At 67.0% G+C, this 14,061-nt stretch carries 16 protein-coding genes; 1 reads left to right on the forward strand and 15 read right to left on the reverse strand.

Going from position 1 to position 14,061, the window contains the following annotated elements; genetic code table 11:
- Window positions 1-3: 3 nt before the first annotated feature.
- From smpB to INT49_RS14155, 9 genes are all read right to left on the reverse strand, one after another.
- Window positions 4-510 carry an SsrA-binding protein SmpB gene (gene smpB, locus INT49_RS14115; RefSeq protein WP_193118384.1) on the reverse strand — a complete coding sequence of 169 codons (507 nt, stop codon included), beginning with the start codon at window positions 508-510 and terminating at the stop codon, window positions 4-6.
- Window positions 511-739: 229 nt separating this feature from the next.
- The gene (locus INT49_RS14120) at window positions 740-2,080 is read right to left on the reverse strand and encodes a M23 family metallopeptidase (protein WP_193118385.1); all 1,341 of its coding nucleotides are present in this window, start codon (window positions 2,078-2,080) and stop codon (window positions 740-742) included.
- Window positions 2,081-2,082: 2 nt separating this feature from the next.
- A complete protein-coding gene (gene ftsX, locus INT49_RS14125) occupies window positions 2,083-3,000 on the reverse strand; it encodes a permease-like cell division protein FtsX (RefSeq protein WP_193118386.1) in 918 nt (305 codons plus the stop codon).
- On the reverse strand, window positions 2,997-3,917 hold the full coding sequence (gene ftsE / locus INT49_RS14130; RefSeq protein ID WP_193118387.1) for a cell division ATP-binding protein FtsE: 921 nt from the start codon (window positions 3,915-3,917) through the stop codon (window positions 2,997-2,999). The genes ftsX and ftsE overlap by 4 nt, the downstream gene beginning before the upstream one ends.
- Before the next feature lie 157 nt (window positions 3,918-4,074).
- Window positions 4,075-5,190 carry a peptide chain release factor 2 gene (gene prfB / locus INT49_RS14135; protein WP_193118388.1) on the reverse strand — a complete coding sequence of 372 codons (1,116 nt, stop codon included), beginning with the start codon at window positions 5,188-5,190 and terminating at the stop codon, window positions 4,075-4,077.
- A 133-nt stretch (window positions 5,191-5,323) separates the two neighbouring features.
- Window positions 5,324-6,550 carry a glycerate kinase gene (locus INT49_RS14140; protein WP_193118389.1) on the reverse strand — a complete coding sequence of 409 codons (1,227 nt, stop codon included), beginning with the start codon at window positions 6,548-6,550 and terminating at the stop codon, window positions 5,324-5,326.
- Window positions 6,547-6,954, reverse strand: a complete 408-nt coding sequence (locus INT49_RS14145; protein ID WP_264298768.1) for a pilus assembly protein TadG-related protein — start codon at window positions 6,952-6,954, stop codon at window positions 6,547-6,549. Before INT49_RS14145 ends, INT49_RS14140 begins: the two co-directional genes overlap by 4 nt.
- A 38-nt stretch (window positions 6,955-6,992) precedes the next feature.
- On the reverse strand, window positions 6,993-7,385 hold the full coding sequence (locus INT49_RS14150) for a hypothetical protein (RefSeq protein ID WP_319021628.1): 393 nt from the start codon (window positions 7,383-7,385) through the stop codon (window positions 6,993-6,995).
- Window positions 7,386-7,555: 170 nt separating this feature from the next.
- Window positions 7,556-8,020 (reverse strand): TadE family protein, encoded by a 465-nt coding sequence (locus INT49_RS14155; RefSeq protein ID WP_319021629.1) that lies wholly within the window; start codon window positions 8,018-8,020, stop codon window positions 7,556-7,558.
- On the opposite strand from INT49_RS14155, the gene INT49_RS14160 reads away from it, so the two are divergent.
- The gene (locus INT49_RS14160; protein WP_193118405.1) at window positions 8,010-8,516 is read left to right on the forward strand and encodes a hypothetical protein; all 507 of its coding nucleotides are present in this window, start codon (window positions 8,010-8,012) and stop codon (window positions 8,514-8,516) included. The two genes, INT49_RS14155 and INT49_RS14160, sit on opposite strands and share 11 nt — an antisense overlap.
- A gap of 1,241 nt (window positions 8,517-9,757) precedes the next feature.
- Here the strand turns inward: INT49_RS14160 and INT49_RS14165 are convergent.
- From INT49_RS14165 to INT49_RS14190, 6 genes are all read right to left on the reverse strand, one after another.
- On the reverse strand, window positions 9,758-10,102 hold the full coding sequence (locus tag INT49_RS14165; RefSeq protein WP_193118392.1) for a hypothetical protein: 345 nt from the start codon (window positions 10,100-10,102) through the stop codon (window positions 9,758-9,760).
- Between the two features lie 332 nt (window positions 10,103-10,434).
- Window positions 10,435-11,280 (reverse strand): hypothetical protein, encoded by an 846-nt coding sequence (locus tag INT49_RS14170; protein WP_193118393.1) that lies wholly within the window; start codon window positions 11,278-11,280, stop codon window positions 10,435-10,437.
- 17 nt (window positions 11,281-11,297) lie between these two features.
- Window positions 11,298-11,492, reverse strand: a complete 195-nt coding sequence (locus INT49_RS14175) for a hypothetical protein (RefSeq protein ID WP_193118394.1) — start codon at window positions 11,490-11,492, stop codon at window positions 11,298-11,300.
- A gap of 634 nt (window positions 11,493-12,126) precedes the next feature.
- The gene (locus tag INT49_RS14180) at window positions 12,127-12,309 is read right to left on the reverse strand and encodes a hypothetical protein (RefSeq protein WP_193118395.1); all 183 of its coding nucleotides are present in this window, start codon (window positions 12,307-12,309) and stop codon (window positions 12,127-12,129) included.
- 274 nt (window positions 12,310-12,583) lie between these two features.
- The gene (locus INT49_RS14185) at window positions 12,584-12,829 is read right to left on the reverse strand and encodes a hypothetical protein (RefSeq protein WP_193118396.1); all 246 of its coding nucleotides are present in this window, start codon (window positions 12,827-12,829) and stop codon (window positions 12,584-12,586) included.
- Between the two features lie 203 nt (window positions 12,830-13,032).
- Entirely contained in the window at window positions 13,033-14,013 is a 981-nt protein-coding gene (locus INT49_RS14190; protein ID WP_193118404.1) for a DNA primase family protein, read from the reverse strand.
- Window positions 14,014-14,061: the final 48 nt, after the last annotated feature.

Here is a 14,061-nt window from a genome sequence, read left to right on the forward strand (position 1 = left end):
GACTCAGACCAGTTCGCGCTGACGGATCGCGCGCTGGGTCTCCCGCAGGTCCTGCTTCTCGCGCAGGGTCTGACGCTTGTCCCATTCCTTCTTGCCGCGCGCCAGGCCGATGACGACCTTCGCATGCGATCCGAGGAAATAGATCTCCAGCGGCACGATCGTGAAGCCCTTCTCGCGGGACTTGCTCGCGAGCTTCTCGATCTCCGACTTGTGCAGGAGCAGCTTGCGCTTGCGTCGCGCAGCGTGGTTCGTCCAGGTGCCCTTCACATAGGGCGCGATGTGCACGGCGTCCATCCACACCTCACGACCTTCGACGAAGCAGTAGCCGTCGATCAGGGACGCACCACGGTCGCGCAGCGACTTCACCTCGGTGCCGGTGAGCACGATGCCCGCCTCCCAGGTCGCGTCGATGTAGTAGTCGTGACGCGCGCGCTTGTTCGAGGCGATGAGCTTCTTCGCAGGACCGTCCTCCGGGGCGGCCTTCTTCGCCGCCGACTTCTTCGCCGCCATGGGGTCCCTCCGCTCCGCAGTGGTTCTGCTGCTCGTGTGCAGGCCGGGCTCATGCCACGGCCGATGTCCCAGCTTACGCCGTGGTCACCGGGGCAGGCGAGCGAATATGTCCTGCTCGACGCTCCCGGGACCCGGCCGCCCCGTCCAGCCTCATCCCGTCCAGTTGCGGACCGTCCAGTCCCGGCACGTGCGGGAACGGAGTTAGGTGCGGATCGGAGATGGGTGGGGATCAGAGATAGTTGGCCGGGTTGACGGAGTTGCCGTCCTCCTGGATCTCGAAGTGCAGATGGCAGCCGGTCGAGGAGCCCGTGGTCCCCACGTAGCCGACAGGGTCGCCGGCGGAGACCTCAGCGCCCACCGGGGCCGCGTAGCCCTGGAGGTGGTGGTACGAGCTCGTGATGAGCTTGCCGTTCTGGATGCCGTGGCTGAGGATCAGCTTGTTGCCGGCGCCGCTGTTGTAGGTGTGCGCGAGGACACGACCGGAGTGTGCGGCACCCACCGGGACCCCGCAGGCCACCGGGAAATCGACCCCGGCATGCAGCTTCCGGGTGTGGTAGATCGGGTGGTACCGCCAGCCGAAGTTGGAGTTCAGGCGGGCATTGACCGGGTAGACCCATCCCCCGCTCGAGCTCGAGGAGCCGCCCCCGCCGCCGTTGGGAGCCGGTGCCGGCGCCGGCTTGGGCTTGTCCTTCTTGGCCTGCTCCGCCTCTTCGCGCTCACGCTCCTGCTGGGCGAGCTCCTGGATCTCCTCGTCGAGGGTCGAGCTGCGGCTCTCCAGGCTCTCCTCGTCCTCCTCGTAGGTGGCCTTCTTGGCCTCGAGGTCGTCCCGCTGGGTCTGCTGCGTGGCGTAGAGGTCGTCGAGGTCCTGCTTCGCGGTCGCCGCCGCATCCTCGGCCGCAGCGGTGCGATCCACGGCGTCCTCGGCGTCGGCCTTGAGGGCGTCGATCTCCTCCCGGACAGCGGTGAGACGGTCGGCGGAGTTCTCTGTGACGGCCTGATCAGAGCGCAGGGTGTCCAGCCTGCTGCCCTGGGACTCGAGCGTGAGCTGGTAGTTCATAGACCGGTCCACGGTGTCCTGCGGGGATCCGCCACCGATGTAGACGCTCGACGGGCTGGGCATCCCGCCGCCCTTGTAGGCATCCATCGCGATCTGCGAGAGCTCTTCGTCGCTGCTGTCCACCTCGTCCCGGCCGCTCTCGACCTGGCCGGAGAGCAGCTCCTCCTCGTCCTGCGCCGCGGTGAGCCGCTCGCCGATCTCCCGGTCGTTCTCCTGCGCGGCCTCGAGCTCGGCCTGGGCGTCCTCGAGGTCCTGCTGGGCCTGCGGGATGAGGAGCTCGGTCTCGGCCAGCGCCATGTAGGTGTCCGCGAGGTCGTCGTTGACTCCGCCGAGGTCGATGCGCAGATCCTCGAGCTGCTGGTCGATGGTGGCCCGCTCCGAGATCTTCTGATCCTTGTCCCCGTCGGCCGTCGCCGGCGAGAGGGGCCCGGCCACCATCGTGGTCAGCACCAACATCGCCGTGGCGGCGATGGCCAGCGGCCGGTGCAGGACGCTCGGAGATCTCAGGGACATGGTCACACCTTCAGGTAACGGTTCAGGGAGACCACCGAGGAGGCGATCGAGAGGAAGGCACCCAGGAGGATCAGCACGGGCGCCGCCCAGAGGAGGTCGGCGACCCCGACGGTGATCAGCTGCCCGCCGAGGGTGGGCTCGAGCCACCCCTGCACAATGTAGTGCAGTCCCATCCAGAGCATCCCCGAGGCGATCACCCCGCCGATGATCGCGGCGACCGCCCCCTCGAGCAGGAACGGCAGGCGGATGAAGAGGTTGGACGCGCCGACCAGCCGCATGATCGCGATCTCGCGGCGGCGACCCGCCACGGACATCCGGATGGTGGTCGCCACCAGGAGCAGGGCGGCGATGAGCATCAGCACGGCGAGGCCGAGGGCGAACAGCGTGGACTGGTTGAGCACGTCGATGAACGGCGCGAAGGTGCTGAGCAGGTCGGAGACCTCGTCGACCCCTTCCCGGCCCTGGAAGAACTCGACCACCGCAGCGGATTCATCGGCGTTCTTCAGCGTGATGTGGAAGGAGACGGGCATGTCCTCGGCGGTGAAGTTCGAGACGAACCCCTCCCCCGCGAACTGCTCCTGGTAGATCGCGAGCGCCTCCTCCTGGGAGCGTTCCTCGTAGGACGCGATGTACGGGGAGAGCACGTCGCCCTCGAGCGCCTGCTGCACCGAGTCGATCTGGGCGTCGGTCGCCGCCCCACCCGCGCACGAGGCCGCGGTCGAATGCGGTGAGCACAGGAAGATCGTCACCTGGGACTGCTCGACCAGGGTGTCCTTCATATCCATGATCTGCTTCTGCATCAGCAGACCGGCCCCCACGAAGGTCAGGGACACCGCGGTGACGATGACGACCGAGATGACCATCGCGACGTTCCGCCACAGTCCGGTCAGGATCTCGCCGAGGATGTACCGCGCTCTCATCGCAGACCCTCCTCGTCCTCGTCCTCGGAGAACGCGTCCTCCTCCTGGGCGAGACGCGCCTCCCGTTCGTCGATCAGCTCCTCCTCGAGGACATCCGAGGCGGGCTCGTCCTCCCGGGCGGAGACGTCCTGCCCGGCGCCGGACCCGTCTCGGCTCTCGACATCGTCCAGCGGGTGCTCCTCGCGGTGGGCCGAATCATCGGGCAGGTTCCCGGAGATGACGCTGAGCGCGCCTTCCGTCTCGTAGCGGCCGTCCTGCTCGTCCCGGACCACCTTGCCGCCGACCATCTCGACGACGCGGCGGCGCATCCTGTCCACGGCTGATTGGTCGTGGGTGGCCATGACCACGGTGGTTCCGCGTTCGTTGATCTCGGAGAGCAGCTCGAGGATCCCTTCGGCCGTGGACGGGTCGAGGTTTCCCGTCGGCTCGTCCGCCAGCAGGATCGTGGGCCGGTTGACGTAGGCGCGGGCGATGGCCACACGCTGCTGCTCGCCGCCGGAGAGCTCATGAGGGAGCCGCTTGCCCTTGTCCTCGAGCCCGACCATCTCGAGCATCTCGGGCACCAGGCGCCGCACCACCTTGCGAGGGGTGCCGATCACCGCGAGGGCGAACTCGATGTTCTGATAGGCCGTCTTGGACGGCAGCAGTCGGAAGTCCTGGAAGACCATGCCGATGTCGCGGCGCAGCGCAGGGACGCGCCACGACGGGATGCGGGAGAGATCGCGGCCGGCGACGTACACGGTGCCGCGGGTGGGGGCGACCTCCTTGAGCACCATGCGCATCATGGTGGACTTGCCGGAGCCGGAGGCTCCGACGAGGAACACGAACTCCCCACGGGAGAACTCGATGTCGAGATTCTCCACCGCGGGGTGCTGGCCTCGCATGTACGTCTTGGTGACGTTGTCGAAACGGATCACGGGTGCCTGTTCGCATCGGGGAAGTCGTGCGTTCCCAGCGTAGGGGCGATACCGCGCGATTCTCTGGAGGAGCACTCCCCGACCTGGTCAAAACCTGGTCAAGGCCGAGTGCCGATGCTCACGTCGACATGCCGGGCTGACGGCCCGGCTATCGCGTTCAGTCCTGGATCTTGTTCTGCTCCGCGCGCCAGCGGATCCCGGCGTCGATGAACTCGTCGATCTCGCCGTCGAACACGGAGGAGGGGTTGCCCTCCTGGTACTCCGTGCGCAGGTCCTTGACCATCTGGTACGGGTTCAGCACATACGAGCGCATCTGGTCACCCCAGCTGGCCTTGACGTCACCGGCGAGCTCCTTGCGCTCGGCGGCCTCCTCGGCCTTCTTCAGCAGCAGCAGTCGGGACTGCATGACGCGCAGCGCCGCGGCGCGGTTCTGGATCTGCGACTTCTCGTCCTGCATCGAGACGACGGTGCCGGTGGGGAGGTGCGTCATCCGCACCGCGGAGTCCGTGGTGTTCACGGACTGGCCGCCGGGGCCCGAGGAGCGGAACACGTCGACCTTGAGGTCGTTCTCGGGGATCTCGACCGCGTCGGTGGACTCGATCAGCGGGATCACCTCGACCGCGGCGAAGGAGGTCTGGCGACGGCCCTGGTTGTCGAAGGGGCTGATGCGCACCAGGCGGTGGGTGCCGCCCTCGACCGAGAGGGTGCCGTAGGCGTACGAGGCGGAGACCTCGAAGGTGACGGACTTCAGCCCGGCCTCCTCCGCGTAGGAGGTGTCCATGACCTTGGTGGCGTAGCCGTGGCGCTCGGCCCAGCGCAGGTACATGCGCAGGAGCATCTCGGAGAAGTCCGCGGCGTCGACGCCGCCGGCTCCGGCGCGGATCGTCACCACGGCGTCGCGCTCGTCGTACTCGCCGGCGAGCAGCGTGCGCACCTCGAGCTCGTCGAGAGTCTTGTGGATGGAGATGAGCTCGCGCTCCGCCTCCGCGAGGGTGTCGGCGTCGTCCTCCTCGGCGGCGAGCTCGACCATCACCTCGAGGTCCTCGATGCGTGAGGAGAGCTCGCTGATCCGCCGACGCTCCGACTGCGCGTGGGACAGGGAGGAGGAGACCTTCTGCGCGTTCTCGACGTCATCCCAGAGGTCCTGGGCCGACGCCTGCGCCTCGAGGTCGACGATCTTGGCGTCGAGCGCCTCGACGTCCGTCACCTGCTCGATCGACGACAGGGTGGAGCGCAGCTGGGGGATCTCTACGGAGAAGTCGGTGGAAGACACAAGGCCAGAGTCTACGGCAGGTCCTCTGAACGGGCCGACAGATCCGGCCCGACTGCCGCGGCCGCAGGGGGCTCGCGCAGCACGTCGGCCCTCCTCGCACCGGGACCCAGCCTGCAGCGGAATCCTCGAACGGCTACCGCGCGCTCGATGCCCCGGCGATCGGCTCCTCGGCGGCCAGCTCCTCGGCGGTCGGCCCGCTCATGAGCCAGACCCCGAGGTCGCGGCCCACCTCGGTCAGCCAGGTCCCGGTGTTCTCCATGGCCTCCTGCACGCTGCCGGCGCGCGATGTGAGATCCCAAGCACGGACGATGCCTGCCGCGTGCAGCAGGTCGTCATCGAGGGTGACGGCGCCGGCCACCGCGGCGACCGGGAGGCCCCGGCCGTGGGCCCGACGGGCGATCTCGGCGGGGCCCTTGCCGTGCAAGGTCTGCTCGTCGAGCTTCCCCTCCCCCGTGACGACGACGTCCGCGCGCTCCAGGAGGGCGTCGACGTCGGCCAGCTCGAAGACGGCGTCGGCGCCGGATCGCTGCTCGGCGCCGAGCAGGAAGAGCGCGAAGCCGGTGCCTCCGGCGGCTCCTGCTCCCGGGGCGTCCCGGAAGGCGGCGTCGGGGTCCAGCACCTCGGCGGCGGCCGCGAGCACGCCGTCCGCGTGGTCGATATCCGCCTCCGGGATGCCCTTCTGCGGTCCGTACACCGCGGCGGCGCCGTCCGGGCCCACGAGCGGGTTGGTGACGTCGCTGGCCGCGATCAGGGCGACGCCGTCGAGCGCCGTCCGTGCCGGCGCGAGATCGACGGAGGCGAGGGAGGTGAGGCCGTCGAGCCCGGGGGCGATGACTGCGCCGTCCGCGGTGAGCAGGTGGGCTCCGAGTCCCTGCAGGAGCCCGGCTCCGGCATCGGTGGAGGAGCTGCCGCCGAGCCCGACCATGACGGTGCTCGCGCCGGCCTCGACCGCGGCCAGGATCAGCTCGCCGAGTCCGCGCGTGGAGGCGGCCCCCGGGGCGAGGGTCCTGCCCGGCAGCGCACGCAGGCCGACGACCTCCGCGAGCTCGAGGACCGCCGTCTGGCCGGAGAGGGCCCAGCGCGCGGTGCGCGGATCCCCCGTCGGGCCGGTGACAGTGCTCGAGCGGAGTTCCGAACCGGCGGCGAGCGCGGCGTCGACCGTGCCGTCGCCGCCGTCGGCGATAGGGCAGGACAGCAGCTCGACCTGCGGCGCGCTCTCCCGGATGCCGCGGGCAAGGGCGTCGATCACCTCGGCGGCGCTGAGGGTTCCTTTGAACTTGTCCGGAGCGAGCAGGACGGTGGTCGGCGTGGTCCTCGGGGCCGCTGGAGTTCTCGGAGCAGGTGGGGCGGTCGGGGTCATCGGGCTCGGGCCTCTCCGTAGACGGTCAGAGGGATCGACAGGCCGGTCCCTCGCGTGAACCACCCTGCCAGGGGTGGGTGTGTGCGCGCAGAGAGGACCACGCGAACGGTGCGGTCCTCGTCGACCTCGACGGACTGGACGTGGAGGTTCTCGGTGCGAGTCGTGTCGAGCGGATAGCTGCGCAGGTGGTCCTCGGCCGCGCGGCGGGCGGACCCCTCGTGCAGGGCGTCTCCCCCGGCGGAGTCGTAGAGACGAGCGGGGTCCATGGCCTGCGACGCGGCCAGGGCGGCGCTGTCTGCGGCGTGCTGCAGCTCCGTGCGCTCCAGGTGGACGCCCGTCACCGCGGTGCCCACGCCGATCACCATGAGGATCACCACGAGGACGCCGGTGGTCAGGATGGTCATGGACCCGCGGGAGTCCCGAAGTCGAACAAGGAGACGCATCAGCCGGCCGCCCGATACTGATCGACCTGGACGGCGTGCGCCGCTCCCACGGTGACCGGTCCGGTCTCGCCGAGGATCGGGCCGAGCCCCGGGACCGGAACAGGGATGCGCACCTCGGCCGTGACCATGCCTCCCGGGGTCGAGCAGGGCGTCTCGCTGCAGCTGATCTGCACCACATCGGTTCCGGAGAGCTGGAAGTCCTCGAGGATCATGGCCGTGTGCTGCTGCGTCCGCTGGGCAGCGGCAACCTGGTCAGGGGCGACGGCATGGATACGGGCCGCGTCGCGGGCGATGGTGTCCGCAGCGAACACGGCGGCCTGCACGGACCCCAAGGTGAGCACCAGGTACAGAGACGGGATCAGCAGCGCCGCGGAGAGCACCACGAACTCCACGAGCGCGTTCCCTGCGTCCTGGCGCAGCAGTCCCGTCCGGAACGCGGGTGAGCGGCGGTGGCGCGGCGAGATCGGTGGCCGGGGCCGGTGCCGTCCCGGTCCTCGACCTCGTCCCCGTGCTCGCCCCTGCCGGAGATCAGGCGTCGTGAGCATCGCCCCGCGCGTCCCGGTCACCAGGACTCCTCATCCAGTGCACGGCCGTCGACCGTGATGCCTCCGGCAGGCCCGAAGAGTCCCACCAGCGGGAGCGTCGCGCTCACCTCGACCTCGATGGTGCCGTCCGCCCCCTGCGTCGCCGTCGCCTCGGCCTGGAAGGCGCCTCCGAACCGGCCCTCGATCAGCTGCTCGGCACGGGCGGCTCCCTCCTGGGGCGTCGCTCCGACCAGGGACGCGTGATGGGCGCCCTGCACCGCCGCGTCGATCAGGGTGTTGCGGGTGTGCAGGATCAGGGCCGCCTGCACCACGGCGAGCGCGATCACGATGATCAGGACCGCGATCATCGGGAACTCCGCCACGGCGGATCCGTCGTCACGTCGCAGGGCACCGGTGAGCCGCCCTGCGCCGCCACGTGCGCGGAGCCGGCGACCGCCCGAACGGGCACGGGCAGCGCGCTGCGCAGGCGGGGTGCTGATCACGGCGATGGGCTCGGGACTCTCGCGCTCAGAGGCTTCCGCCGAGGAAGGGCGCCATGGCGTTCTCGAAGATCTGGACGATCTGCATTCCAGTAGCTCCATTGCAGGTCAGGGACGATTTGGAACGGTGCGTGCGACTGGCATGCAACAGGGAGATAAGTGCCCGCACGATGCGTCAACATCTGCGGGCGTGGGCAACACCTACCTGAGAGGCACCACCATGACGAACGATACCCGCACACCCAGGGCAGACACCAGCGGAGACGTGACCACGCGTGCCGTGAACCTGGACGGTGACGGTGTGGCCTACATCGAGCACATCGAAGGGCGCGTCGAACTCACCGTGAAGATGCGCGGGCGGCTACAGGTCGCACTGATCCTGTCCCCCGATGAAGCCGACGAGGTTGGGCAGGCTCTCAGCCGCCCGTATGGCCCGACCGTTGGCGATGCGTTCGACATGCACGAGCGTCTCGGATGCTGCAAGCCGGTGCAGGCATGAGGCGGCGCGCAGTGCTCGGTGTCGCCCTCGTGGCACTCACGGGCGGCATCGGCGGATACCTGCTCGGAGCGGGGTCTGTATCAAATGTTACAGACGCACCTACTCCCCCAGTGCACGTCAGGGGCGGCATGGGCGGCTACCTGCTCGGAGCGAATGCGGAATTTCCGCATTCGGACTCCCCCGCGTCCGACGTTGTGCCCGTCGGATCAATCAGCGAGTCCTACAGCGACGACTGAGCGCCCCAGATAGGCCACGGTGGCATCACCGCACCCGTGGCCGTTCTAGGGCGCTACAGGCGCTCCCAGGGGCTTCTACACGCTTCCCCCTGACCCGCGTACACGGGCGAACAGACAGCGACGGCTAGAGAACGATCCACCAGAACCGCCCGGAGCCGGGGCGGCGTACCCGATGCGCGTCGGGACGAGGGGCGGCGAAAGGCGATCACCCAACGGTGGTGGCCTAGTAGTCGTGCCAACAGTCGTAGGCGGTGAGGGGGCGACGGGCAGAATCCGGGGTAGGGGGTTGAGCTTCTGGCCGTAGGCTCCGAGCAGTAGACGCGCACCTGTTGCGGATGCAACACCTGACGCCGGTGTCCGTGTTGACGTTCGCGGGGGCGGTGGGGCGTGCGGGGATCGTGTACGTCTTCCCGTCCGCCCCCCGCTGCTCGTGAGGCTCGGCAGGGGGGTGAAATTCACCCCCCTGCCGCAGACCCTTGCGAACAGTGTTCGCGGCTCGGCGTCAGGTGTCTCATTTGGTACACCTGCCAGGTCACGACCATTTTGCGGACGTTCGCAAGATGGTCACAGCGGGCAAGGGTGAGGGTCCGACAACGCGGAAAATGCCCCCGCTCTGATCCGAAGATCAGGCGGGGGCAAGGGGTCATGCGTCGAGTATGTCTGCGTACTGCCATGCGCCCGGTACGTCATGCGCCTTCAGCCGCGCCTGCATTCGTGCACGACCCGGACCAGGAATCCCGAGCTTCTCCCACACGCCAACATCAGGACGTGCCGCGAACCTAGGGTGCGGCCGCTCCCTCACAGCCCACCAGTACGCCGCATGATCACGGAGCGCACGCGGAACTGGCGCATACTCGTCCAGCGGGGCAGGCAGGCCGTGACGCTCGCACCAGGCCGCAACCTGCACCGGAGACTCCCACAGCGGGTCAGAGAGGCCAGCGCGCAGCAGGACACGGGGCGCGCCACCCTGCTCTACCTCACCTGACATGCTCCGACGACGGGCACTCACGACGCACCCTCCAACGCATAGCCCAGTGCACGCAGCGATGCCGGAGTCATGCCGAACTGGATAGCGAGCTTCCCCCGCTCTGCTGCCTGCCACGCCGACGCACTCCCGGACAGGACAGCGCTCGTGAGCTTGATATAGACGGCGATCTCGTGCGCGTGCGAATCGTCGAGCAGATGACCGATGGGACCCTTGAAGATGGAGCGGTAATGCTTGCGCTCGTCAGCGTCCAGAGTGACTCCAGGCGGCACTGGTGGCACTGGCAAATCACACGAAAGCGGTAGGATTGTGAGCCCTTTAGAGCTTCCCAGGCCTGTTTTAGCGGCATTTTGACGTGCATTCATGGTGTTGTTCCCTTCCTAAATATGCGTGTGACCTGCATATATGCTTGATGAGAGTGGTTCCCGATTGAGGTTCTGGCCCTGGTCGACCCCATACGCTCCTCCCCGGCGGTCGGGAAAGTGCAGGTCAGAGGGGTCCTCCCCCTGGTGTCGTGACGACTCGATGCTCGCGTGTCATCATCGTCATGCATGGAATGACACTCGGATGCATGTCCTTAACGTGCATTGTCGTGTCGCGTATTCATCGTGACGTGTCGTTTATGAATGCGATTAGAGGTGAGGTGAGCGTGACGTTATCCATCACGCTCACCTCGTCATTCATGTGCGGTTAGTGATCAGCTCATGTGCATGAGCTGCGACTGCTCGCGCTCGCTGGCAGTGCGGCGCTCGTACGCCTCGCGGACATGGGCGGCACGCTGGCCCACCTCGCCGGTACTGGTGGCCAGGGCCAGGGTGATGCCCTCCACCTCACCGCGTGCTACCCGGATGAGGGCTGCGTCCAGGTCCTTACGTGCCAGGGTTTCAAGCTCACGGATTGCGAGCGTGACGCCGAGCTGTGCAGTGTTGATCGGGCCGTCACCGAACGGCTTCACGACCTCGGTGGTGGGCTTGCCAATGTCGAGGACGGGCAGGAGATACACGAGACCGCGTGCACTGCTGGCGTAGTGGGCTACCTCCACAACGGAGGCGAGGGTGCCGAGGTTGGCGAGGGCTGCGCGGGCGGTGGCGAGCGCGGCCCCGGCATCGGCTGCGAGTACCGTCTCGGGGTCGGTGCTGCCGTTGGGCAGTGCGTTACCGGAGGACACCAGGGCCTTGATCTGCTTGTCGGCCCAGGGCTTCACGTCGCCGAGGGCGGTGGCGATCTGTCGGCCTGCGGTGCGGGCCTGCTCGTGGTGCAGGGCGCTGGTCAGCTGGTCCTTGATCGCGTCTGCTGCGAGCGCGTCGGCCATGGTGGCCTTAGCGTCGTCCCAGAAGGTGGTCATGTCCGTGTCGGCGGGTGCCTGGTAGGCCTCTGCTGCGAGTGTCGCGGCGACCTGGGTGGCGTCCGGGATCGTGCGGGTGAATGCCTTGAGTGCGTCCACGAAAGACGCGGGGGCAGTCTGTCCTGCCGCGACGTAAGCGCGGGACACGCGAGCGGTGACGTTGTTGGCGTGTGCGGGGGCGTGGTTGTAGAAGCTCATGGTGTGATTCCTGTTCGTCAGATGTTGTAGCCGAAGATGGCTTCGGTGTCGTGGGACTGCTGGTCGAGCTTGGCTTGCATTGCGGCGGCGAACAGTTCCCCGTTTGCCTTCGTGTTTGCTTTCGGTCGTTCCTTCGCTTCACGCTTGGCGCGGATGCGTCGTGCTGCTTCCTGGGCTGCTGCCGCGAAATCCTGTGCGAGCTGATCGCTCATCGGTCGTCCTGCTCTCGTGTTGTGCTTCGTGTCGTGTGTCGTGCTCGTGAGCGTTTCTGTTCACGCTTCCGGAAGAACAGCCATTCACTGAGTGGCATGTCGTCCGGGTTGTCGTCATCGGTCATGGGGTCCATTCGCTTTCGTGTTGGTCTGCTGCGTCGTGGAGCGCATCGGCTACGGCGCGTAGGTGGTGGTTCGGAATGTGCAGGTATGAGCTGCCGATGACGACCTTGATTCCTGAACCTCGGAGTGGTCGTGAAGCGTCGTACCTGTAGCGCTCGAACCTCGGTGCTGGTGTGCTCATAGGCGTTCCACGTCGGGGTTCTTTTCGCGGATTAGCTCGATCAGGTCCACGACTCGATCGGCTAGCGTTACGCCTTGATCGGCTCGGAGCGCGAATCGTGGGCCGTTGCTTCCGTGCGCGAAATGCAGAATCCAGCATCCGTGGTTCGCGGAGTAGCGGGCTGTGACGCGGAGACTGCCTGCGTGCTTGTCGTCGGTCATTCCTGGCCTCTCTGCGCCTCTAGTTCTGCGAGGCGCGCCTGTAGATCGCGGACGCGGTTCTCGGCCTTGTGCGCCCTGCTGAGCGCCGTTCTAAAGGCGCGTACGGGATCGCCCACGGGCTGCGGTTCCGTCATGCGCTTTCGTCCTCCTCGTGCTCGGTGAGGTCGTCGATCAGTGCTGCCAGGTGCTCCTGCCGGACGATGACGCGCTGATCCGCCGCGATGATGGTCACGCCCTGTTCCCCGTTGCGGAGCCTGATCCCGGAGACGGTGGGGCGTGCAAACCGGAGCGGGGCCGGCGTGGTAGCGGTCATCGGTTCTCCTGCGCTCGTCGGTGTGCTTCTCGGCGTAGTGCAAGCTCGTGCAACTCCTGGGCGACGATCAAATCGATGGTGGGGATCGGTGGTGCGAGCAGTTCCCGCTTCACGTCCTCTACGATTCGTTTCGTGCTGATGCTGGGCATTGGTTGCTCCCTTCTCTGTGTGGCCCTGTACGGGCTTCGTGTGGCGCAACCCGATATGTGGTCGCGCTCGTCGCTACAGGGCTTCTGAGGGCACCTGTAGCGTTTTCTAGCGGGGTGTTAGCGGGTCAGTCCTGATCGCGCGGAACATAGAGGCCTACGAATTCAACGTTGCCCGAGTCCGGATAGCGACGGTCTGCGCGCACAAGTCGCCCGTTCGCTGCCGGGACAAGCGCGTAGCCCTCCTCGTCCCATGCCGCGACAGGGAATCCCCACCTGTCCCACCTGTCATCTACGGTTTCGCCAAAACCGTTCACGTGCGGGCAGATGTAGCGGGCCTGCACTCCGGCTGCGGTGTTAGGGGTAATGCTCATGGGGTGCGCCTTTCGTTCGGGGTGGAGTTGTCCGTTAGGTGCGAGCAGGTAGGTTCTGCCCTGATATTGCGTTTGCCAGGTGATGGGGCGTGGTCCTCTCGGGGCGTGCCATGTAGTAAATGCAGTTGTCTCCCGGTCATTCCTTAGAACTACTTCCCGTAGAGATGACTGGGTGATTACTACATTTACTACATAACCGCTGGTCAGGGAGTTTCGGCGGTTCGCGGTTCCAGCAGTCGGATTCCGCGCCACGTCTCACCAGCGCCTGTCCGGCCTGGCGTGAGCGACCCGTACGTCTCGGGCCGGTTCTCGATCAGGTGCTTGATCTGCTTTCCGACCGCTGCCTGGGTGAGCGATTCCTTCTTGTTCGCCATGGCCCACCGGGAGTACGCGTCGGCGAGATCGGACTTCCGTACTTCGCCGCTGTCAATGAGGACGCACTCTTCCGAGATGAAGCGGGTGAGCACGTCGTTCTCGTCGCGGTATCGCTCCGTGGTTGCCTTGACGCGCTCCGGGGTGACCAGGCGACCATCGGCCCGGTACTGCCGGAGACCTTCGACGGCCCACGCGAGAATCGCCTCCAGCTGCGTCTCCAGGTCCATCTCCAGCGTCAGGTCCTCGCGCCCCTCGAATGAGACATCGAACGGGACTACCCGCATGCGCGCCCATACCGCCTGTGCTCTCGGATCGACTGACGGCAGGTGATTGGTGAGCATGATGAAGCTGTGCGACGGCGGAAAGTTGATGGGGTTCTGGCCCATGCTTTTCGCGTTCACCGGATCGCTGGACGTAAGCGACTTCATGGTCGATTCGGCTAGCTTCGCGTCTCGCTCCAGCTCCGACATGACCGCCCACCGGGCACCGCGCAGCTGCATCATCTGGGCGAGTTCTCCGGCGGACTTCCCGCCGTAGCGTGATGCGACCAGCAAGTCGTTCGACGCCGTGATCGCATAGTTCCCGAGCGCGTGGGATAGCGCGTTGGCGAGGATGCCCTTGCCGTTACGCCCTTCCCCTGTTGCAACGACTAGTACGTGCTCCAGGACCCGCCCGATCAGTCCAACACCGGCGTAGCGCTGGAGGAATCCGCGCACCTCGGTATCGGGCAGGGAGGAGGCGAGAAAGTTGTCCCAGCGGTCCGACTGCGCACCGGGGACGTATGCCGCCCGCGCCCGCTTAGCCTCGATCTTTCATGGGGTCGGTAGGTCCGCTCGGTCGGCGTCGTTGCCGATCTT

It is taken from the genome of Brachybacterium tyrofermentans, from assembly GCF_014897585.1.
Taxonomy (GTDB): Bacteria; Actinomycetota; Actinomycetes; order Actinomycetales; family Dermabacteraceae; genus Brachybacterium; species Brachybacterium tyrofermentans.